This window comes from Pseudomonas sp. NMI760_13 (assembly GCF_021283245.1).
GTDB classification, from domain to species: domain Bacteria; phylum Pseudomonadota; class Gammaproteobacteria; order Pseudomonadales; family Pseudomonadaceae; genus Aquipseudomonas; species Aquipseudomonas peradeniyensis.
On record NZ_JAJSRC010000001.1, the window covers coordinates 1 to 22,197 of the forward strand.

Below are 22,197 nucleotides of genomic sequence, written 5' to 3' on the forward strand. Positions count from 1 at the left end.
TATTGAACTGTCAGGAGCTGGCTGCACAACAGCCATTACGCCCAATCAACTGGTGCAGTCGTCTTCTGAAAATGACAGAGTCACTTGCATTCATGGTGGCACCCCTCCATTGACTGACGAAGACGGCGAATGCCGCCGCCGGCATTGGCTTCGCGAACAGGAAGCCTTGTCCTGTGTCGCAGTCCGCTTGTCGCAATAGATCAAGACTCGCCGATGTTTCCACGCCTTCAGCCACCACATCCATGCCCAGCCCGTGCGCAAGCTGAATCACGGTGTGCACGATGGTTTGGTCGCGGCGGTCGTTGGCGAGCCCGGCGACAAACGATTGGTCGATCTTGAGCGTGCTGATTGGGCAGCACTTCAGATGTTGCAGACAGGAATACCCCGTCCCGAAGTCATCGGCGGCGAAGCGCACACCGATCTGCCGCAAGGCGTCCAGGGCGGGGAAGATCGCCGGATCACCAAACGCGACCGATTCGGTCAGCTCGATTTCGAGATACTCGGCGGGCAACTCGGCATCAGCCAGCACGCCCTTTACCCACCCGTCGAAGTCCGGTCCCACTTGGCTCGCCGAAACATTGACGGCCAGCCGGAACGGTCGCCATGCCAGCATTCGCCAGTCACGCATCTGGCGGCAGGCTTCGCCCAGCACCCAAGCGCCGATTTCAGGCATCAGGCCGGACGATTCGACCACGGGCAGGAACTGGCCCGGTGGCAATAGTCCAAGCGTCGGATGACGCCAGCGCAACAGGGCTTCCGCGCCGACAATCCCACCACTGCGCAGATCGACGACGGGCTGGTAGTGCAGTTCAAGCTGCCCGCGCTCGACCGCTTGGGCCAGTTCCGGCGTCGTCCATCCATCCGGCCGGAAAGCGCTCATTCTCTTTCCCTGAATGCCCGCAACGCCCGCGACAGGGACAGAAGGAACAGGCCGGTCAAACCGAGCGCCGCGATGACCCAATGCTCGCCGAGGAAAGCACCGGCGGTTGTGCCGGCCAGCACGACAGCGAGGATGGGCAGGTGGCAGGGGCAAGTCAGCACAGCCAGTCCGCCCCACAGGTAGCCGGTGATCGGTTTGTGCGTCTCGGACGGCAAGCGCTCGGGGTTGTTCATGGCAGACTCTCCGCGTGCTGTGCCGGCTCGGTCGGCAGGGTGGCCAACTGCACTTCCAGATCGGCCAACGCTTCGCGCCGACGCTCGACGAACTGACGCAGCAGGGCAAGCTGCGCGGCCGCTTCGTCGCCGTCCGCCGCATCCAGCGCCCGGCACAGCCGCGCCAGCGCGTCGAGGCCGATGCCCGCCTCGAAGGCCGCCCGCACGAAGCACAGCCGTTGCAAGGCGGCGTCATCGAACAAGCCGTAGCCGCCTGGTGTGCACGCCACCGGGCGCAGCAATCCGCGCAGCAGGTAGTCGCGCACGATATGCACGCTCACCCCGGCATCAAGAGCCAGCCGGGACACCGTGTAGGCGTTCATTGAACACCTCCTTTTTCTCACCCGGCGCAGCAGGAAAGCTGCTTCACATCCTTGTTGAAGGTCTGCGCCGCGAGCTTCAACCCCTCGACCATCGTCAGGTAGGGGAACAACTGGTCGGCCAGTTCCTGCACCGTCATGCGGTTGCGAATGGCCAGAGCCGCCGTCTGGATCAGTTCACCCGCTTCCGGCGCGACCGCCTGTACGCCGATCAGCCGATGGCTGCCTTCCTCGATAACCAACTTGATGAAGCCGCGTGTGTCGAAGTTGGCGAGCGCACGCGGCACGTTGTCCAAGGTCAAGGTGCGGCTGTCGGTCTCGATCCCGTCGTGGTGGGCTTCCGCCTCGCTGTAGCCCACGGTCGCCACTTGCGGATCGGTGAACACCACGGCCGGCATTGCGGTCAGGTCGAGCGCCGCATCGCCGCCGGTCATGTTGATCGCGGCACGGGTGCCGGCCGCTGCCGCCACATAGACGAACTGCGGCTGGTCGGTGCAGTCGCCGGCCGCGTAGATGTTCGGGTTGCTCGTGCGCATGCCTTGGTCGATGGCGATGGCACCTTGCGCATTGACAGTGACCCCCGCTGCGTCCAGCGCGAGGCTGCGCGTGTTCGGTGTCCGACCGGTGGCAACCAGCAGTTTGTCGGCGCGCAATTCACCGTGCGTGGTGGTCAGCACGAATTCACCGTCCATATGGGCGACCTGGCTGGCTTGCGTGTGCTCCAGCACCTCGATGCCCTCGGCACGGAAAGCGGCTGTCACCGCCTCGCCGATGGCCGGGTCTTCACGGAAGAACAAGGTATTGCGCGCCAGGACCGTGACCTTGCTGCCCAGCCGGGCAAAGGCTTGCGCCAGCTCCAGCGCCACCACCGACGAGCCGATTACGGCAAGGCGTTCGGGAATGGTGTCGCTCGCCAGGGCCTCGGTGGAAGTCCAGTAGGGTGACTCTTTCAAGCCCGGAATCGGCGGGACCGCCGGGCTGGCACCCGTGGCGACCAGGCAGCGGTCGAACATCACGACGCGCTCGCCACCCTCGTTCAAACGGACGGTAAGGCTCTGGTCGTCCTTGAAGCGCGCCTCACCGTGCACAACGGTGATGGCCGGATTACCGCCCAGGATGCCTTCGTACTTGGCGTGCCGCAGTTCGTCGACGCGGGCCTGCTGCTGGGCCAGCAGCTTACTGCGGTCAATCGTAGGCACAGTTGCCGCAATACCGCCATCGAACGGGCTTTCCCGGCGCAGATGGGCGATGTGGGCGGCGCGGATCATGATCTTGGACGGCACACAGCCGACATTGACGCAGGTGCCGCCGATGGTGCCGCGCTCGATCAGCGTGACCTGCGCGCCTTGCTCGACGGCTTTCAGCGCCGCCGCCATCGCGGCTCCACCGCTGCCAATGACCGCTACCTGCACCGGGGGCTCGTTGCCACTGTGCTTTTCGGCGGCGGCCATCCATCCCCGCACCTTGTCGAGCAGTCCGACGCGGTTGTCCGCCAGTGGCGCATCGGCTAGCGTTGCCTTGTAGCCCAGTCCGGCCACGGCGGCAGTCAGCGCGTCCGGCGATGTGCCCGGCACGATGGCGAGTTGCGCTGTGCCCTTCGGATAGGACACCAGCGCCGACTGCACGCCTGGCACTTTTTCCAGCGCTTCCTTGACGTGCGCCGCGCACGAGTCGCAAGTCATGCCGGTGATTTTTAGATGGGTCATGCAACAGATCCTTTATCGTTTGTGGCGCCAGACAATGACGTCCGTTGTGCTGCGGTGCCGTTTTCAGTGACTCACTGCTTGACGCTGGACGGATAGCCCGCGTCTGCGGTTGCCTTGGTCAGCTTCTGCACGCTGGTCTTGGCATCGTCGAAGGTGACGACCGCTTGGCGTGTCTCGAAAGTCACGTCAACTTTGCTGACGCCTTCGACCTTGGAAATCGCCTTCTTGACAGTGATCGGGCAGGCGGAGCAGGTCATGCCCGGTACGGACAGCGTGACGGTCTGGGTGGCGGCCCAGACGGGGGCAACAACGGCGGCGAGGGCGAGGGAGGCAAACAGTTTCTTCATGGTGAACTCCGATCAGTAGAAAAATGGCATGACGTAGGGAAATCCGAGCGCGACCAGAACCAGCGCGGCCACGATCCAGAAAATGAGCTTGTAAGTAGCTCGCACTTGGGGAATCGCGCAGACCTCACCCGGTTTGCAGGCCGCTGCCTGCCGGTAGATGCGCCGCCAGGCGAAGAACAACGCCACCAGCGCCACGCCGATAAAGATGGGGCGATAGGGTTCCAACACCGCCAAGTTGCCGATCCAAGCGCCGCTGAACCCCAAGGCGATCAGAACCAACGGCCCGAGGCAGCAAGCCGAGGCGAGGATGGCGGCAAGCCCTCCAGTGAAGAGCGCGCCGCGCCCGGTTTTTGGTTCAGACATGCGCTTGTCCTTTCGAATTGAAATTGGATAGCGTAACCTTACTTCCGTACTCATGTACGGAGTCAAGCGATATGGAAAACAATTTGGAGAACCTGACCATTGGCGTTTTCGCCAAGGCGGCCGGGGTCAATGTGGAGACCATCCGTTTCTATCAGCGCAAGGGCTTGTTGCTGGAGCCTGACAAGCCCTATGGCAGCATCCGCCGCTATGGCGAGGCGGATGTAACGCGGGTGCGCTTCGTGAAATCAGCCCAGCGGCTGGGCTTCAGCCTGGATGAGATCGCCGAGCTGCTGCGGCTGGAGGATGGCACCCATTGCGAGGAAGCCAGCAGTCTGGCCGAGCACAAGCTCAAGGACGTGCGCGAGAAAATGGCTGACCTGGCGCGCATGGAGGCCGTGCTGTCTGAGTTGGTGTGCGCCTGCCATGCGCGAAGGGGGAACGTTTCCTGCCCGCTGATCGCGTCACTACAGGGTGGAGCAAGCTTGGCAGGTTCGGCTATGCCTTAGCGTGCTTTATTTTCCGTTTTCTGAGACGACCCCCTCAAGAGTTTCGCCCACCATCTTGGTCGATAGTCGCGCCTTCATGTCCCGTAGGCGCTCGATTGCGTCATCACGATCCTTGATCTGCGTCTCGTACTTTTCTTTCAAAGATTTCTCGGCGAGATGCTTTTCAAGTTCTACCCGCTGCAAGCCGCTCTTCAATTCGTCACGTTCTTTCTCGACCGCGCCGACTGCTTCGGTACCGCATGATTGTTGCGCTCCCGATCTATGTCATCTTGCTTTTTGTTTTTGGCTTTGGCTCGCGCTTCAAATCCACCGTCTGCATCAAACAGTGCGTAGACTGGCACACCAATAGATTTCAAAATCGCATGCGCGAGGGGTATCGATGTCTTGCTGCCCACAGAAACGATAGAAATTCCTGCTGCCTCAAGGGCGCCGGGGGAAGTTCTATCTCCAATACCGTAGAACACAGCAGATTCGGTTGTCCCCTCCACAAGAAATGCGCGATTCGCGAAGAGTGCTATGGCAAGCTGGTCGGCCACGTTATGGTCGAGCCTGCGATCGACCACATCGCCATCCACTGTTCCATTCAGCCTGGCCTTCACATCCTCAACCGTGGCAAAGTGGACCGTCACCACCGGGACTTCGTCAGCGGATCTCGTCAGCCGTCTGACTTGATGGAAATGTCGAGCCTCCAGGAAGTAGGGGCTATGCGTCGCATAGGTCACCTGGATGCGCTTGCCAGCATCTTCGGCGAGCGACCTGAGCACCTTCGCAAAGGTCTGCGCCTGGATCGGGTGCTGGAAAAGTTCCGGCTCCTCGATCGCCAGGCAGATGACTCCCTCGGCCGAGGCTGCGCCCGACTGCGCCAAGAGTTGCAGAGCCGAGATCAGCAGCGTGCGCTGAAAGCCGTGTCCCTGCCGCTCCACCGCAGTCTCGGTGGTGCCGTCGAGCACGGCCACGTCGAACGTCGTGCGAGGTGCCTTGAGTTCCACCTCAGCCGGAGAAACCGTGATTGCCCGGCCTGGCGCATAGGTTGTGACGACCTCGTTGAGCTGCGTTGTGATGGCCCCAAGTTGCTCCTTGAACTTCTCTTCGTAGACTTGTTGCTGCTTTGCCCGTGACTCCGCAACGATTTCCGCGATTGCCTCATCAGCGGCAGTTCGGTCAATCGAGCGCTCAAGGATTCGCCCAATGATGCTTGCCTTGCCGTCGATGGACTCTTCACTTGCCCGAAGGTCTGCCGTAACCAGGACGAAGTCGAAGAGCCCGCTCATCTTGCCGCCGCTGTTGAAACCGAAGAAATTGGTTTGCAAAGCCTCGGGCGCATCGAGCAGTTGATCAGTGTGAGCCGCCTCCCAAGTTGTCATCGCCTGCTCGACGGCTGGACCAGTATTCGCCGCAGGAAGGTCAAGCTCCGGGCGCTCGCGCCGGAGAGTGGCATACAGCTCTTTCTTCGCAGTCGCACCGCCTGCTGCCTTGATGGCATTTAAAGCCGGAAATCCCTTTGCATTGGCGGAGAGCACATCGGTGCCATCGGGAGATCGGCGCTTCCATGCGGTGAACGTGGCAACTCCTTCCGGCGCGTACTTGCCAAGTGCCTCGCGATCCTTTTCGGTGAGGTCTGCGAAGGTGACCTGAACCTCGATGTCTTCGTCAGTCGCCCCAAAAGAGCAATCCTTCTCCGTCAGCGAGCCGGGTTTGCCGTTGAAGAACCAGTCGAGCGCACGAAGCACCGTTGACTTGCCGGCACCGTTCGGCCCGATGAAGGTCGTGACGGAATCGAACGGAATCGTCACGTCTTTCAACGTGCGAAAGTTTCGGATGCGAACGGATTGGATCTTCATTTCGGGTCTCTGCTCCTTGTGTTTTGTGTCGTCTCTCGCCGTGACAGCGACAGAACCTATCCTTTTGCCGCCTCGGTCAAAAGATCGTCAACGGAGCGCGCAACCACATACCGGGCGGGGTTCTCACCAACCGCCAGCGCAGTGAAATGCGCCTTGCCGCATTCGATCTTGGCGCTTTCCTTGTCGCGCAGGTCGTCGGTGAACATCCACATCACCGTGGGCCTGACCCGGCTGCAAAAACACTTCGCCGCCGGGGTAGCGCAGCTCCATGAACGCTTCGCCCTTGGCCGTATTGATCTCGCCCACCCGAAAATCGGCGTAGATCGCACGGCCATCGGCGCTCTGCTGAAGGTCGTCGCCATCGCTGACCGTCACCTCAGTCCTTTGCACGCCAGTGGCGGTCTGTTTATCCAGCTCGACCTTGGCGCTGATGCGGCCGCGCTTGTTTTCCACCTTCACCAGGCGCACGAAAGGCTTGTTGTGCGCATCCTCCACCGTGGCCGACGCCACCTCGATCTGCTTGACCAGCTTGCGCTCATAAGCATCCACGGCATCCAGGCGGAACACCATGTGGTGCTTGTCCACATGGGTAGCGGAATAGCGCAGCGTGCAGAGCGGGTTCATGGCATCCAGCGCTTCCTTGCCGCGTCCTTCAAGGCCGCCGTCCACACTTTGCGGTTCATCCACGATGATGATCGGCCGGGTGGCCTTGATCAGGTCGATGGGCTTCTCGCCGCCCGTCTTCTCGGTCTCTTTGTAGAGGTTGTTCACATCCTTCTTGTTGATGGCGCCCAGCTCCTTGTGCCAGGCGATGATGCCTTGGGCCAGTGGCTCCACCTGCTCACGGGTGATTTTTTCGGCCAGGCAAGCCAACAGCACGCCGCCGCCTACGGCATGTACATCTAGCCCTTCAATGCCGCGCTTTTCGATGGGTACGCAAAGATCAAGGCCGAGCTTGAGCAGCAGTTCGTACAACACATCGGCCTCGCTGCGGCCTTCGAGCAGGTGATCCTGATGGTCGAACAGTGTGGCTTCCAGATCGTGTGGTTTGGGATTCCAGGCTCGGATATTAGAGGTGTCGAGCTTGAATACGCGGAAGCCGGTGTCGCCCTGCCAGTCGAGGTTATCGGCTTTGATCTTGGTTCCGGAACGGCGTAGGCGTTCTTTAGTGAGCTCAGCGATATTCAGCGGCCGTCCAAGGTCTCCACAGTACTTTGCAGCAATCTTTTGCTGCTTGTCGCTTGCGTCAAGCGACTCTGGAAGTTGGACAAGAATGTAACGTCTGCTCCCGTTATCCTGACTGTTCAACTGCATCGTCGCCTCGCCCGTCGTGCCGCTGCCCGCAAAAAAATCCAGCACAACGGCGTGAGGGTCATCAGACGTGGTGTAGCGGATCAGTTTCGCAATCTCGTCCAGATCCTTTGGATTGTTGAAGACTTTCTTCCCCAATAGGGTCCGGAGATATTTCACCGAAACCTGGGATTGCTTGTAGAAGTAGCTACCCCTAACCTGAGTTGCGAATTCTTCTTCATCCTCGATATCGGCTGGTTCCTCAGGCGCATCAACATCAGTCGAACTGTCCGAATCAAGCTCCTGAGGAATCGGGCGGATATGTGCCTTTCGGAAGGGCGGCTCCGTGTGGTCTTGGCGAAACTCAACAAGCCCAAGTTTTATCTGGCGTTGCATTTCATCGGAAGATGAGTATCTCCAACCGGCCTCCGGCACAACGCACGGTTGATTTGTAACGGGATGAAGGACGTCATAGCGCGGCCCACCACCGCCCGGCCAGGAGATGTCACGATCCCGCCACGGCCCGTTTTGATCCACTCGCTTGTAGCGGCTCCACTTTTTAGCGGGGTGTGCTTTGGGCAAGTCGGAATACCAAGCTTGCAGCCCCTCTTCGATCAGGTTGTCTTGGATTCCATGCTGAACGCGCAGTTCGAGGTATTTATTCCAGATATCTCGGGCACCCGGCTTTTCTTCACGCCACAGCGTTTTCTGCTCTCGAAGGTAGCTCTGCGATTTTGCGTAGACAAGAACGTACTCATGTCCATTGGAAAAAAACTTGGCATCATTTTTTCTGCCTTTTTCCCATGTAAGGCAGGATAGAAAATTTTCTTCACCGAAGGCTTCATCCATCACGGAGCGCAGGTTCGTGATCTCATGCTCGTCGATACTGAGCAGGATTACCCCATCCTCTCGCAGTAAATTCCTCGCCAGCTTCAACCTTGGATACATCATGTTCAACCAGTCGGTATGAAAGCGCCCGCTGGCCTCGGTATTGCTGCTAATCTTCTCTCCACCCTCGATCTGCCCGGTCAGCTCCAGATAGTTCTTGATGTTGTCCTGAAAATTGTCCGGATACACAAAATCCTTGCCGGTGTTGTACGGCGGGTCGATATAGATCAGCTTGACCTTGCTGGCATAGCTTTTTTGCAGCAGCTTGAGCACTTCAAGGTTGTCGCCCTCGATCATCAGGTTCTGGGTGGTATCCCAGTCCACGCTGTCTTCCGGGCAGGGGCGCAGGGTGCCCGTGCTGGGCGTGAGCGCCAATTGCCGGGCGCGGCGCTTGCCATGCCAGTTGAGGCCGTATTTCTCGTCGGCATCGGTGACGGTGGCATCGCCCACCAGCGCCTTGAGTACGTCCACATTCACGGCCACGCCGCCCGCGCCCTCGGTGATCAGCTCCGGGAACAGCGCTTTGAGCTGTTCGATATTTCCCGCCACCAGATCGGCGGATTGGGCTTCTGGGCTGGTGGTATCGATTTTTTTAATGGTCATGGTGAGACTCTCCTCAAACTCGGTATTCTTTGGCATCAGGCATCCTGCAGGTCGCCCATCTGGCGATCAAAAGACTGGCGAATCAGGCCCATGACGTAGGGAAGCTCATCCAGGCTGGACAAGCCGACTTCTACATCGCCATTGCCCCAGCGGCCAAGGTTGGTGACATCGGTGCACAGCCCTTTGGGGTCATCGATCTCGCTGAATGGCATATTCAGCGACAGGCGCAAACGTCTGGCCTGAGGGACAACATCCACGAAATTTGTCTCTGCCTTATAGGCGACATAGAGCTTGAGGTATTCCTCGTAGATGCACGGGTCCAACTCCAAAATTTCTTTGCGCAAGGCATCAAACAGTGTGCGAATGGTGCCGCTGGTCAGGTGCGGATGATCGTCGATGCCGTAGTGTTGCCCTGCGTTGGTTGCTGAAGGGCGATAGGCATCAAGGACGCTGCTATCCAGCTGCGGTGCAGCCCATACTTTGGCGGCTTCTCTAGCAAGGCGCTCGGCACGTGTTTTGATGGCACTTTCATCCCACTTTTCTACCTCACCCAATCCTTCGTTGATGTTGAGGGCGCTGTATTTGAAGCCGATTTTCTTGCCATCGGCATTGATGACCTGATCGCGCTTGTAGGCGAATGGATAGTCGCTGTACTCGCTGTTGTATCCCGTCAAGGTGAGATTGCCCAAGGTATGCAGATACTTCTGCTGAGTCTGTTGCCAATCGGGGCCGAGTTCCGCCTGCCACGCTGATGAAAGTACTTCGTTCTGCGGCAGGATGTGCTCGATGGTGTAGGCTACGTCTACCTTCAGCTCACGCAGATCGTGAAAAGCTTCTTTTAGTTTCGACTCCGTTTCCGCACCAAGCGCCATGGCGCAGTAGTAGCTGGCATAGGCGTGGATATCAGCAACAAGCGCAGTGGTATCAAGCTGGCTGGCGCGAGCGAAAGCCTTGAAGGCAGCATACACTTCGCGCACGTTGGGAATCTCACCTGTTTTGGCAGTGAGATAGTGACGCATAAAGGGATCGAAGTGCGTCACGTAGGCCTTCTGGCCGAACGATTTTTCCATCGGCCGCCAGTAACTCTGGTAAAGCTCAGTCTGGAGCTTTGGCTCCAATCCCATCAGGATGTAGTTGCGAATCAGATCGGCCTGGCTGAGCTCAAGGCCGGTGGAATTCATGCTCTCGAAGATGAGCTGAGGATTGTCCTGAGTGCGATCGAGCGACACCTCGACGATGAGCAATTTGGCCAACCCTTGGCAGATGGCTTTGAGCTCGTCCTGATGCTTGTTTATCAGCGCCTGAAAGAGCGTGTAGTTCTGCTCTATGCGGGTACTGATCTCCGCAGGCATCGGTGCGGATTTGATGATGGCCAACAACGTCTTCTTATCAGTTTCCGACAGAATGAGTTTGTAGTGGCGCTCGCCGTCCTCTTCAGGATTGAGCAGGTAGTAATTGTGCAGCTTTCGCGCGGAGAAACTGTCCAGCAATTCAGGCAGCTGATTGGCTTCAAAGTGCTTGGCCAGTGCTGCAATCAACAAGGTGCACGTGGTAAGACGTTGTTGTCCGTCGATGACCAGCAGTGCTTCCTGGGTGGTGACGGTGGACAGACCACGCTCCACATAAACGATGGAACCGATGAAATGGCCATTAATCTGCTCGTCACGACCCGACCTCAGCAAATCTGACCACAGCTGTTGGCACTGGGCTTCCGTCCAGGAGTAATTGCGCTGATAGATGGGAATGACGAACTGCGGAGATTTCTTCAAGAACTTGAGCAGGTTGGTTTCTGTGGCCTTCACTTCTATTCCTCAGAGATATTGAGCGATCTGCTGACGCTCGGCCAACAGTGCTTTTAATTGGAGATTGATTTCGACTTGGCGTGCCATCTGCTTTTCCTTCGCGCCTTGTGCCCGCAGGCGGCTGATCTCGCCTTCAAGCCGCTCGCAATCGGCCAGCGCCTGCCGACGCGCCGCCGCCTGCTCCGGCGTTGCCGTGGTTCGGTAGTTTCCTGTCCGCCGCGCAGCCTGCAGGGCCTGCACGCAATCCATCCAGCCTTGATAGAGGGCGTGCAACGAGGTCTGGGGCTGGTGTGCAATCGACAGGGATTGCACGAAGGCATGCTCGGCTTCGGAGCGTGCTGCGGCATCGGTCGCCGTGGCATTGGCGGTTGCGTGGGATAGCAAGGCCAACGTAAGGCTGCCGTCGAGCACCACTTTGCTGGCCTCGTTCTGCGCCCAGCGCTTGTGGGCCAGGGACAAGGCCACCGTTTGTCCTTCAACCAACAGCAACAGCACCGGATAAGGCACCGCACGGTGCACCAGTTCAGCCAGCCGCGAGCAACTGGCGGGTTTGACGGTACCCCGCAAGGTCACAACCAGCACTGCGATCTCAAGGTACTCGCGCTGCGCGTCCCGGTAGTCAGGCACGCCGATGGTGTTGGGCTTGAGCGCGGCGAACCACTGGATTTCTTCAATGGCATCGGTGATCAAGCGTTTGTCGGACGCCGTAGGCACACCATTCTCCAACAGCAGTTTCTTGGGGACGCGCTGCTCTACCCGGCAACTGTCGGGCAGGCCCAATGCCTGGATAACGGCGTGCGCGTCGATGACCGTCATGCTGCCTCCCTTTCCGGCAGCACCACCAGGAATGCCACCACCTCAAAATCACCGCTGCCGGCGAATTCGCCTTTCATGGCGTGCGTGCCGCCGGGCGTGAATAGACTGGCCACGGCCCGTTCCTCGTGCTTGCCGGCGACGGATGCCACTGCCGCCGCGAGCAGCTTCTGGGCATGGCGCATGTCTTCGCCCCCTTTGGTGGCCTTGTCGAACCGCGCGCAGGCACTTTCATCAGGTCGTTCGCGCCCCAGCGAAAGGCGCTTGAGGCGGTCCAGGATGCGTTTGGCCTGGGGGTAAGGCAGCAATACGGTTCCGTCATCGCCGACATGCACCAGGTAGTGCGGCGCGAGCGGGTAGTCGGACGATGCGGCGGGCTTTGCTGCCGGGCCGCAGGCTTGCAAGCAGAAGATCACGCCGGGGGGAATATCGGCATCCAGTGTCGTGGTCACCGCATAGGCTCCAAGGGGCTGGGTGTCGAGCTTGCCGGGGTGCGCCTTCAGATATTGCGCCAGATCGATGCGGAAGTCGGTCAGGGTGAGGTCGGTGATCGACACGCCGGTGGACAGGTCTTCCATGTCGATGACGGTGTCCTGCAATTTGAGCAACTGCTTGCGCCGGTATTCCAGATCGTTCATGGCGTTGCCGGATTGTTGCTCGATCAGGTTTTCTTCCCCTGTGGCCGAGACATCGAGCAGCACCATGCGACCGCTGACGCGCTGTTCCAGGTTGATGTATTCCTCCAACTCCATGTTGGGCCAGAAGTTCACGAGCTGGATGCGCTGGTTGGGCGAGCCGATGCGGTCGATGCGTCCGAAGCGCTGGATGATGCGCACCGGGTTCCAGTGGATGTCGTAGTTGATCAGCCAGTCGCAGTCTTGCAGGTTCTGCCCTTCGGAAATGCAGTCGGTGGCGATCAACAAGTCAATCTCGCCTTCAGCGGCCAGTTCGGCCGGGCGCTCCTTGGCGCGCGGCGCAAATGCCGACAGCACATCGCTCATGCCTTTGCGCAGACCGGGCAAGGTGGTCTGTATGCCGGCGCTCCCGGTGACCAGCGCAGCATCGACACCCAACGTGCTTTTGGCCCAGGGAGCGAGCTGCGCATAGAGATAGTGCGCCGTATCGGAAAAAGCAGTGAACACGATGATCTTGCGGTTGCCGGGGTTGATCGGATCGTGGCACTTGCGTTGGATCAAGTCGCGCAGTGCGGTCAGCTTGGCGTCGCGGGCGGCATCGATTTGTTTGGCAGCCGCCAGCAGGGTTGCCAGGCGGTTGCGGTCTTCCAGCAGATCCTGCTTCCAGCGGATCAGATCCACGTCATCCAGCAGCACCTTGACTTTGCGCCCGACCAACAAGGACTCGAACGCGGGGTCGTCGATATCGACGTCGGCAATGTCGATTTCCTCCAGTGCATCGGCATGCGACTCAATGCGGCCCAGCGTGGCCTCCACGTCCTTGAGCTGCCTTTGCAGTGTCAGGGTGAAGGAAGAAACGGCGCTTTCCATGCGTTTGAGCACGTTCACACGCAGGAGATGAATCAGGCTTTCTTCGCGGTCCGCTTGGCGGAAGAAGCTTTCTCCGCCGCGAATCTGCGTGCTGTACTTGGCGTCGTAGGCTTCCTGTTTGTGGGGCAGGACATAGCGCAGCGGCGCATAACTGGCCAAGGTGAGTCGGCGGATTTCCTGATTGATGTCGCGGATGGCGCGGAACTCGCCCGCAAGGTCAACGTCGGCCTTGATGTTGATCGGTGGCAGGCGATCCGGGAAGCGGCCTGTCTCGCTGGTGCCGTAGTATTTCTCCACGTGCCGCCGAGAGCGGGCGATGGTGAGATGGTCCAGCAAGGTGAAGTAGTCGAAACCCAGCATCTCCACCAGCCGGGTCGGTGTTTTTTCAGCTTCGTCCAGCGCCAGCCAGCGGTTGAACTGCGCCTGCGCCTTGCGGGTCGTGGCCTCGATGCTGGCGATGCCGTGCTCCATCAGGGCGGTGTCATCGCCTTCGGTGGCAAAGGCAATCTGGTTGCGCAGGTCGGCCAGGCGGTTGTTGACCGGTGTGGCCGAGAGCATCAGCACGCGGGTCTTGACGCCTTCGCGGATGATCCGCCGCATCAGGCGGTCGTAGCGCGACTCCTTGCCTTTGTGGGTGGCCTTGTTGCGGAAGTTGTGCGATTCGTCGATCACCACCAGGTCGTAGTTGCCCCAATTCACATGCGACAGATCGATATCGCCGGATGTGCCGCCATCGCGTGACAGGTCGGTGTGGTTGAGGACGTCGTAGTTGAAACGGTCGCCTGCAAGGACGTTGCGCTTGTCGTTGGCCTTGTAAAGCGTCCAGTTATCGCGCAGGCGCTTGGGCGCCAGCACCAGCACGCGGTCGTTGCGCAGTTCGTGGTACTTGATGATGGCCAGGGCTTCGAAGGTTTTGCCTAAGCCGACACTGTCGGCAATGATGCAGCCGCCAAAGCGGTTGAGTTTGTCGATCGCGCCCACCACGCCGTCGCGCTGGAACTTGAAGAGCTTCTTCCACACCACGGTATTGCGAATGCCGGTGGCGGACTTGACGATGCGCTCTTCATCCATCTCGTCGCCACTGTCACGAAACAGGTGATGCAACATCAATGTGTAGATGGTGAACGGGTCGCGGTGCTCACCAAGGGCTCGCAGCGCTTCGAGAACGGCATCACGCCCTTTGCTCTTGTCCTCCGAATCGGTGGCAGAAACGCTTTGCAGATTTGCCCACTGGTGATCGAACCATTGGGCAAGCTGCGCGGCCTCGTCAGCAGATTCCGATGCCTGAATCAAGCTCAATGGGTTGCCTGGCGTCAGGCCAAGGCCTGATGTGCTGAAGGCGAACGACCCCAGCACCACTTGTTCAGGCGTTCCATCGAGCCTGCGCATGACTGCTGCACCTTGAGGCACTGATCTTGATGCCCGCCGCAGATCAACCTTCTCACTGATCCACTTCGCGCACTGATTGGCCAACCAGCGTGCCTGCAGACGATTGCGCGCGGCACGGTCACCTTCCGAACCAAGGAGTTCAAGCACCGCATCGTCGGGAGGCACAATCAATTGGACCCGTTCCAGGGTGGACAGAGCCTCTCGGACTTCAGCGAAGGCGTAAAGAGAGAACGAAGGCGTCACGCAACCGAGCTGATTGCCACGCTTGAGATGAGGGCGGATCAAATCGATGACGCGCTGCGAACCGGTGTTGTGGATCAGCTTCATGGTCGTTCCCGTTCAGTCGTCTATCGACGCCTCTGTACTTGGCGATGCATATCCCGGCGCCAGCACAGCATTGCGCACACCGTAGATGGCAAGGTGGTCTTTCAACCAAAGCCGGTACTCGGGGCCGCGCAGGCTATGGTCGGGGGAACAATCGACACTCCATTTGCGCAGGATGTACCCGGCCGTGGCTGCACGCAGCTTCATCCGCAGCACGCCGCCCTGCATGCCGTAGTCCATTTCGGTGATCTCTGGCCGGGGCTGGTCCGGATGGGGAACCAGTTCCAGCTCGACGATCCGTGTCCACTGAATGTCCTGATCGCTCATCTCGTGAGCCGCCACTGGCTGGCCCTTGAGCACGACAGGGCGTCTGATCCGGGTGATGACGAAATCCCGGAAATCCTGGGATTTGCGGTCGAACGCGCGAACGTGCCAGCGCAGACCGTTGTCGATCAGCGCAAACGGAACGATCTCGCGCTCCGTGCGACCGCTTGAGATGGAGTGGTACTCGATGCCGAGCGGGCACTCGTAATGAATGGCCCGAGTGACGCTCGCCAAGATTGCCAGGTCAGGGTGAGTGAGCCGGGACGGGCTCTCGCTGGCCACCCACGCCTTGATGTGCATCGGTTCACCGTCGCCAAACCCCTGGGTCAGCCACGACAACACCCGCTCGGGTGGGAAATCGAAGATCGGCTGGAAGCTCGAACCCAGGACGTAGAACTTGCCTTTGCCGTCGTAGTCGATATTGCCCGGAGCCAAGTCCTTGTACAGCGCCAGATCCCTGGACGCGGCAGCGGACTGGATACCAAAACGCGCGACCAAGTCCTGGCGGCGCATCTCCCCAATGAAGCGCAGACGCAATTCCACGAACGCGAGGCGGTCACGCTGTGGCTGGGTGAGATCGGCAAGCTGTTGGTGGGGCATCCTGACTGGCTCGTTCGGGTTAGCGAATGCTCGTGTAAATTTCTGCAGAAAGTATATGGTCTGTGTGGAAAGACGTCTATAAATCTAAGTTGATTCACTAGTTAGCTGTATTATGATAACCATTTTTGAGGCGCAAATGAGTGATCCGGCGTGGACTGGCAGGCGCTTCAGTCCAGCGCAGCGCGCCAGGAGTGACGTGGACTGGACGTGCATCCAGCAGGTCACTGCGGACGAGAGCTGGTGCGAATAGATCGCTGATACGGAACAGGAGCACGACCCATGGAACTGCGACACCTTCGCTGCTTTGTGGCTCTCGCAGAAGAGCTGCACTTCACACGGGCCGCAGAGCGCCTGCATATCGAACAGCCACCCTTGTCCCGCGCCATCAAAGAGCTTGAGGATGATCTGGGTGTGGTGCTCTTCGAGCGCAACCGCCGAGGCACGGTACTGACCGAGGCGGGAGCAACGTTCCTGCAAGATGTGCGCAGAGTGTTCGCCGTCCTCAAACAGGCTCAGGAGAACGTACAGGCGGTCGCTGCGGGCCTGAGCGGAAGCCTTCGCATTGCCGTATCCGACGGTGCAATCGATCCCAGGCTGTCGGCCCTCCTGGCCCGCTGCCGCGAGGAAGAGCCGGAGATCGAGATTCGCCTGTCCGAAGTGCCGTTGGCCGATCAGTTGCGTGGTTTGCGCTCAGGTGACTTCTCGATCGGGTTTGCGCACACGGCGGAAGTCGGCGACGACATCGTTACCGAGCCACTCTGGCACGATCCGCTGGTGGTAGCCGTGCCCGCCCGGCATCCTTTACTTTCACACAAGGCTGTTCCGCTGCATCAGCTTGCGATCTACCCACTGGTCTTATGTGACCCGCAGGCATGCGAAGGCTACCATCGTGAACTGGCGCGGCTGCTGCGGCCTTTGGAGCGTCCACCCGACGTCGCCGAGCACGTGTCGTCATTGGACATGATGCTCACCCTGGTCGGTGCCGGCTACGGGGTAGGCTTCATCACCGAAACCAGGATCGCGGCGAGCCTGCGCCCCGACGTGGTGATCCGCCCTCTGGCCATGGATTCCGCAGTCATCACGACCTACTTGCTACGGCCCGCCGGCGAGGACTCGCCGGTGTCGGTGGAACGATTCATCGCGCGCCTGCGCGCGCACTCGGACGATTGATCCGCAGCGGCCAGGACTGGCTGCCTGAAGCCTGCCAGTGCGGTATCCGGAGGAGAAGTCTCGTCAATAATGTTCACTGGTGGTAAAATTCCAGGGTACTTACGCTCGTCGCAACCCGTGAGAAAGCAAGCGCCATGAATGTTGGACAAGCCATTCGACTGTGCCGAACGCAACGGGGCGTCTCTCAAAGCACCATTGCGAACCGAGCCAATTGCTCCGTGTCGTACTTGTCGATGCTTGAGAACAATAAGCGCGACCCGACACTTTCGACGGTTACAAGAATTGCCGAGGCATTGCATGTGCCTGTCGGCCTGCTGTTCGTTCTGGCTGCCGACCAAAGCGAACTGGGTGCGATAGACGAGCACGTCGCCGATCAGTTAATGCAGTCTGCGCTGGCATCACTGGGAGCATCGGCCAACATGACAGCGCAGGTGGGAGGCCACTATGGCTAATGCCGAACAACTCAAGGCGTTGGTGAAATCCCATATCGAGCGGGATGACCAGCACTTCTATTCCGTCGCCATGCAGGTCGCGGCTCGTGAAGCCAAGGTGGGGCATGGCAAGCTTGCCGAAGAACTGCGCGACATGATCGACGCGGCGAAAGCCCGTGTCTCATCGCATGGCACCGAGGGCAAACTGGTGCCATTGGCCCGTCCACGCGGTGAACTGGCGAACTTGCTGACGGTGTCCTACCCAAAGAATCGACTGTCGGACATGGTGCTCGATGCGGAGATGGCCGAACAGCTTGGCCGCATCATGAAGGAACAGAAGCACCATTCGCGTATCCGCGAGCATGGCCTGTCGCCGAGACGTAAATTGTTGCTGGTCGGCCCGCCTGGCACCGGCAAAACGATGACGGCCTCTGTGCTGGCCGGTGAACTGGGTATCCCGCTGTTTTCTGTTCGGCTGGATGCCCTGATTACCAAGTTCATGGGAGAGACCGCCGCCAAGCTGCGTCAAATATTCGATGCCATCAATGATGTGCGGGGTGTTTACTTCTTTGATGAGTTCGATGCCATCGGCTCGCAAAGAGGGCTGGCCAATGACGTGGGTGAGATTCGGCGGGTACTGAACAGCTTTCTGCAAATGATTGAAAGCGATCAATCCCATAGCCTGATCGTCGCAGCGACGAACCATGTGGAGATCCTTGACTACGCACTTTTCCGCCGGTTTGATGATGTGATCGAGTATCGGTTTCCAGGTGCGCCGCAAGCCGCCAGGCTGATCCAGTCGCGGCTTGGGAAGTTCGCGCCCAAACCTTTTCCACTCAAGGCGCTTACAAGCAGAGCGGAGGGTTTGAGCTACGCAGAGATTAAACGTGCAGTGGATGAGTCCATCAAGGAAGCGGTGATGCACGACGAGGCGTGTGTGAAGGTGGATATGCTGACACGCGCTCTCGATGAGCGCCGCAAATTAAGCTTCAGAATGAATCACAAGAAGGCCGTACCGAACCATGCCGGATCAGCCACAAGCTAAACGCCCACACTTCATTCTTCGAAATACATCAAAGACCGTCGGGTTTACCGCACATTCTCCGGGCGGTGGCCCAACGCAAAACGTACCGGCCTTGCCTCGGCCGCAACAGAGTGCGTCCCTCCGAGCACAAATCGAGATCTTGAAGCCTGCTGTGGCAGAGGCGGTGCGAGTTCAAGGGGAACTGCAACTGGAAAGTGGCCTTGGCTTGCAAATCCAGTTTTCCAGTCAACCGGATGTTGAGCTGGCGTTCGAGAGCTTGGCGGATGCTCGCAAGAGGATTGAGCTTCTCAGTGTTCGTCACGAGGGCAACCGGACCTTCGCCAATGTCTTTGTCCCTGATGGAAAGCTGGCGCATTTCGAGAAATACATTTCCGACTACCTCGAAGAGAAAAAGGATCGTAACGGCAAGGCGCGAGATCACCGCAAGCTGATCGATGCCATCGAATCCATCCGGGCAGCAGAAATCAGGGCTCTGTGGACTGACGCCCCCGAATTGCTGCCTGACGATCTCGCGACCGCCTTCTGGTGGGAGGTCTGGCTTCCGGTTCGAGGGGCGGGACAGCGGCAAATCGTTGTAGAGGACTTCAAGAAACTTGCTCGATTGGCGGAATGTGTCGTCAGTGACAAGCAGGTCAATTTCCCCGAACGCACGGTGCTGTTGATGTATGGATCGCAGCAGCAGTTCTCGCGGTCGGTGATGACGCTGAACTGTGTGGCTGAACTTCGCTATGCCAAGGAGACTGCTGAGTTCTTCGATGGCATGGGCGTACGCGAGCAGCAGGCGTGGGCGGACGACTTGCTGCGTCGTGCCCGGTTGCAGCCGTCGGACGATACGGCTCCCCGCGTCTGCCTGTTGGATTCCGGAGTGACTCGTGCGCATCCGCTCTTGGCGCCTTTGATGGATGCGAGCGATTTGCATACCGTGGAGCCGGCCTGGGGCGTGGATGATGAGGCTGATCATGGCACCGGCCTGGCGGGCTTGGCTGCCTATGGCGATCTCACGGATGCTCTGGCCTCTGCTGATTCAATCAATGTCCCTCATCGACTGGAGTCGGTGAAGCTGATACCGGCGGAAGGTGCGAATGAAGGTGATGCGCGCCACCACGCTTATCTTTTCACGGAAGGCGTCGCGCGGCCTGAAATCTCTGCGCCGAATCGGTCGCGCGTGTTTGCTTCGGCGGTGACGGCTTCGGACTACCGTGACCGTGGCCGTCCTTCCTCGTGGTCTGCTGCTGTCGATGGCCTTGCTGCGGATACCGATGGGGCTGGTGAAAGTCCGCGCCTGTTCGTGCTGTCCGCCGGCAACACGCGCGACCCCAATGCGTGGGCTGGATATCCCGATAGCCTTTCCACCAATCTCGTGCATGACCCCGGCCAGGCATGGAACGCAATCACGGTGGGTGCTTGTACTGACAAGATCGACACGGAAGGTCATCCTTCCTTGAGCCCCGTCGCCGAAGCCGGCGGCCTCAGCCCCTTCACGACGACAACCAGAACGTGGGATCGGGCATGGCCGTTGAAGCCCGAGGTTGTGCTGGAAGGAGGCAATACGGCCAAGGATGAACTGGGTGCGGTCGGTATGGCCAGCCTGAACTTGCTGACGACCCACAACCAGCCGCTGGATCGCCTGTTCACCACCAGCAACGCCACCAGTGCCGCGTCGGCATTGTGTGCGGGAATGGTGGCTCAGATCATGGCGGCCTATCCGCACCTCCGGCCGGAAACCGTGCGTGCGTTGCTGGTGCATTCTGCGCAATGGAGCGAGGCCATGCGCGGGATGTTCCTGCCCGTGGTGCCGAACAAGGACGATTACGTTCACTTGATTCGCCATTGCGGCTGGGGAGTCCCGGATTTGAACCGGGCACTATGGAGCGCGGGAGACTCGCTGACCTTGCTGGTTGAGGACGTGGTACAGCCTTACGCGAAGGTTTCAGGCAAGGTCGTGACGCGCGACATGAATTTGCATTCCTTGCCTTGGCCGAAGGATGAGTTGGAGGCATTGCAGGACACGCCCGTCGAGATGCGTGTCACGCTCTCCTACTTCATCGAACCCAATCCTTCGGCACGTGGTGTGGCCTCGAAGTATCACTACCCTTCGCATCGCCTGCGATTCGATGTGCAGCGTCCGCTGGATGCATCCACCGAGCATTTTGTCGCACGGGTGAATGCGGCAGCGCAGCGCGAGGATGAGGGTGACCCTGTGAACCCCTCAGATCCCAATTGGCTGTTGGGCGAACGGCAGCGGCATCGTGGTTCGCTGCATCAGGATGTCTGGAAAGGTACGGCGGCTGACTTGGCCAGCCGTGGCTTCATTGCTGTGTATCCTTCGGCTGGGTGGTGGCGGACACGGCCTGCGCTGGAACGTTATGGCCTGCCGGCGCGATATAGCTTGGTGGTATCCATTCAGACCCAGCAGACGGACGTTGATCTTTACGCTGCTATTTCCCAGAAAATCCCTGTGGCTAATGTTGTGGTTGTCGATACGTAAGAGGCATTCCAGTGTTCCGCTGTCGGGCTAAGCACCCGCCCGGCGCCGTTGGCTGCGACAGCTTGCGCTGCCAATATCCGAAAAGACACTTACGACCGCTATGCCGAATCTTGCGGCTCACTGCCCGCGCTGAGGTTCTTTTCAGTCGCGGCCATCAATTCGCTGGCGCTTATCCCGAGTGCGGCAGCGATTTTCAGTATCAAAGGCAGCGTCGGCACATGCTCCCCGCGTTCGATCTTGCCCATGTGCGAACGCGATATTCCCGCCTGATACGCAAAATCGTCTTGAGCGACCCCCTGCGCGACGCGAGCGGCACGCACGGCCCGCCCGAAAGCTAATGCTGGTTCGGATTCATATGTGGGTGTGCCAGGTGGACGACCTGGCTGAATAGTAAGCTTCTGCATCAACAGAAGCGTCAAACAATCCTCTTAAATTAACCACGTTAAACATATAGACGTTAAACTTCTCTCTTTACTATGATGCTGGTTTGCCCTTGACCTGCTTCGTCGCTTCTGTAGGTTCTCCGTGGACAACATCACCAGCCAACCCGCCCACCTCAGGCTTGCGATTGCGCCAGGCGTATCGTCATCTCAGCTCTCGGCGCTGCTCGCGCTGCAACGAGCGGAAGAACCCGAGGTCAGCATCACGTTCTTTGAAGTGGCAGGTGACGAGCTGCTTGATGGGCTTCGTGAAGGCCGCTACGACGTGGGAATGTCGCTTCAAGGAGCGAGCGATCCGGCCCTGGAAACCCAGCCCTTGTGGATTGAGCACATGGCCGTTGCGATACCGCTGAGGCTTCCCTTGCTTGAGCAGGCATCGCTCACCATCGCCGACCTCCAGAACTATCCGATCTTTCGCTGGGAGGCTGAGACCTGTTCTTCGCTGGATCGTCGGCTGCTCGCGCGTCTGCCTGCTGACCCGCAGAACCTTCAGTACGTGACTTCCTTCGAGATGATGGCGCTATGGGTTTCTGCCGGCTACGGTGTCGGGGTATCCGCACAATCGCGTATCAAGCACGCCCCTGGATGGGGAGTCAGCATGCGACCACTGGACGACGGCCCCTACGAAATCGTGGCGCACCTGCATAGGCCCCAGGGGCAAGCGAACCCTGTTTCCGAACGGTTCGAGCGCAGGGCACTGCAGATCGCAAAAGCGCTCCCTTCCTGATCGCAGTGGCTGTCGGTAGCTGCCAGCAGAAGGCGGTGGATTTATGCCTTTCGCCAAGAGGGGTGATGTGGTACATTCAGAGGCCACTTCTGGTTTTAATAACCAGAAAAAATCTTTATTAAT

Annotated in this window: 20 protein-coding genes; 6 read left to right on the forward strand and 14 right to left on the reverse strand. The window is 59.3% G+C overall.

The window, feature by feature from the left end:
- Positions 1-10 precede the first annotated feature (10 nt).
- From LU671_RS00010 to merT, 6 genes are all read right to left on the reverse strand, one after another.
- Positions 11-880, reverse strand: coding sequence for a putative bifunctional diguanylate cyclase/phosphodiesterase (locus LU671_RS00010; RefSeq protein ID WP_003160808.1), 870 nt, complete (start codon positions 878-880; stop codon positions 11-13).
- Positions 877-1,113 (reverse strand): broad-spectrum mercury transporter MerE, encoded by a 237-nt coding sequence (gene merE / locus LU671_RS00015; protein ID WP_003132004.1) that lies wholly within the window; start codon positions 1,111-1,113, stop codon positions 877-879. Before merE ends, LU671_RS00010 begins: the two co-directional genes overlap by 4 nt.
- Entirely contained in the window at positions 1,110-1,475 is a 366-nt protein-coding gene (gene merD / locus LU671_RS00020) for a mercury resistance co-regulator MerD (protein WP_000995360.1), read from the reverse strand. The genes merE and merD overlap by 4 nt, the downstream gene beginning before the upstream one ends.
- Positions 1,476-1,492: 17 nt before the next feature.
- On the reverse strand, positions 1,493-3,178 hold the full coding sequence (gene merA, locus LU671_RS00025) for a mercury(II) reductase (RefSeq protein WP_003158917.1): 1,686 nt from the start codon (positions 3,176-3,178) through the stop codon (positions 1,493-1,495).
- A 71-nt stretch (positions 3,179-3,249) separates the two neighbouring features.
- On the reverse strand, positions 3,250-3,525 hold the full coding sequence (gene merP, locus LU671_RS00030) for a mercury resistance system periplasmic binding protein MerP (protein ID WP_003131987.1): 276 nt from the start codon (positions 3,523-3,525) through the stop codon (positions 3,250-3,252).
- Positions 3,526-3,537: 12 nt separating this feature from the next.
- Positions 3,538-3,888: a mercuric ion transporter MerT gene (merT, locus tag LU671_RS00035; RefSeq protein WP_003131974.1), complete on the reverse strand. Its 351-nt coding sequence runs from the start codon at positions 3,886-3,888 to the stop codon at positions 3,538-3,540.
- Positions 3,889-3,959: 71 nt separating this feature from the next.
- Here merT and LU671_RS00040 point away from each other — a divergent pair, with 71 nt between their 5' ends.
- Complete coding sequence (locus LU671_RS00040) at positions 3,960-4,394, forward strand: mercury resistance transcriptional regulator MerR (RefSeq protein ID WP_003131969.1); 435 nt, start codon at positions 3,960-3,962, stop codon at positions 4,392-4,394.
- A gap of 6 nt (positions 4,395-4,400) precedes the next feature.
- Here the strand turns inward: LU671_RS00040 and LU671_RS00045 are convergent, their stop codons facing one another.
- The 7 genes from LU671_RS00045 to LU671_RS00075 form a co-directional block, all read right to left on the reverse strand.
- The gene (locus LU671_RS00045) at positions 4,401-4,589 is read right to left on the reverse strand and encodes a DUF2130 domain-containing protein (protein ID WP_232854614.1); all 189 of its coding nucleotides are present in this window, start codon (positions 4,587-4,589) and stop codon (positions 4,401-4,403) included.
- Positions 4,586-6,235, reverse strand: coding sequence for an ATP-dependent nuclease (locus LU671_RS00050; protein WP_232854615.1), 1,650 nt, complete (start codon positions 6,233-6,235; stop codon positions 4,586-4,588). Before LU671_RS00050 ends, LU671_RS00045 begins: the two co-directional genes overlap by 4 nt.
- 123 nt (positions 6,236-6,358) lie before the next feature.
- Positions 6,359-9,052 (reverse strand): site-specific DNA-methyltransferase, encoded by a 2,694-nt coding sequence (locus LU671_RS00055; protein WP_232854616.1) that lies wholly within the window; start codon positions 9,050-9,052, stop codon positions 6,359-6,361.
- Positions 9,052-10,818, reverse strand: a complete 1,767-nt coding sequence (locus tag LU671_RS00060; protein WP_232854617.1) for a GmrSD restriction endonuclease domain-containing protein — start codon at positions 10,816-10,818, stop codon at positions 9,052-9,054. Before LU671_RS00060 ends, LU671_RS00055 begins: the two co-directional genes overlap by 1 nt.
- A gap of 9 nt (positions 10,819-10,827) precedes the next feature.
- A complete protein-coding gene (locus LU671_RS00065; protein ID WP_003158911.1) occupies positions 10,828-11,634 on the reverse strand; it encodes a DUF4391 domain-containing protein in 807 nt (268 codons plus the stop codon).
- Complete coding sequence (locus LU671_RS00070; RefSeq protein ID WP_003160812.1) at positions 11,631-14,852, reverse strand: helicase-related protein; 3,222 nt, start codon at positions 14,850-14,852, stop codon at positions 11,631-11,633. Before LU671_RS00070 ends, LU671_RS00065 begins: the two co-directional genes overlap by 4 nt.
- A gap of 12 nt (positions 14,853-14,864) precedes the next feature.
- The gene (locus LU671_RS00075; RefSeq protein WP_003158909.1) at positions 14,865-15,773 is read right to left on the reverse strand and encodes a WYL domain-containing protein; all 909 of its coding nucleotides are present in this window, start codon (positions 15,771-15,773) and stop codon (positions 14,865-14,867) included.
- A gap of 279 nt (positions 15,774-16,052) precedes the next feature.
- Here LU671_RS00075 and LU671_RS00080 point away from each other — a divergent pair, with 279 nt between their 5' ends.
- From LU671_RS00080 to LU671_RS00095, 4 genes are all read left to right on the forward strand, one after another.
- A complete protein-coding gene (locus tag LU671_RS00080; protein WP_003158908.1) occupies positions 16,053-16,943 on the forward strand; it encodes a LysR family transcriptional regulator in 891 nt (296 codons plus the stop codon).
- 134 nt (positions 16,944-17,077) lie between these two features.
- Positions 17,078-17,395 (forward strand): helix-turn-helix domain-containing protein, encoded by a 318-nt coding sequence (locus LU671_RS00085; RefSeq protein ID WP_023464296.1) that lies wholly within the window; start codon positions 17,078-17,080, stop codon positions 17,393-17,395.
- Positions 17,388-18,419 (forward strand): AAA family ATPase, encoded by a 1,032-nt coding sequence (locus LU671_RS00090; protein ID WP_003158906.1) that lies wholly within the window; start codon positions 17,388-17,390, stop codon positions 18,417-18,419. Before LU671_RS00085 ends, LU671_RS00090 begins: the two co-directional genes overlap by 8 nt.
- Positions 18,397-20,907: a S8 family peptidase gene (locus LU671_RS00095; RefSeq protein ID WP_003160813.1), complete on the forward strand. Its 2,511-nt coding sequence runs from the start codon at positions 18,397-18,399 to the stop codon at positions 20,905-20,907. The genes LU671_RS00090 and LU671_RS00095 overlap by 23 nt, the downstream gene beginning before the upstream one ends.
- A 98-nt stretch (positions 20,908-21,005) precedes the next feature.
- Here LU671_RS00095 and LU671_RS00100 read toward each other — a convergent pair whose 3' ends face one another.
- Positions 21,006-21,311 carry a helix-turn-helix domain-containing protein gene (locus LU671_RS00100; protein ID WP_003158903.1) on the reverse strand — a complete coding sequence of 102 codons (306 nt, stop codon included), beginning with the start codon at positions 21,309-21,311 and terminating at the stop codon, positions 21,006-21,008.
- A 121-nt stretch (positions 21,312-21,432) separates the two neighbouring features.
- On the opposite strand from LU671_RS00100, the gene LU671_RS00105 reads away from it, so the two are divergent.
- Positions 21,433-22,074 (forward strand): substrate-binding domain-containing protein, encoded by a 642-nt coding sequence (locus tag LU671_RS00105; RefSeq protein ID WP_003158902.1) that lies wholly within the window; start codon positions 21,433-21,435, stop codon positions 22,072-22,074.
- Positions 22,075-22,197 lie beyond the last annotated feature (123 nt).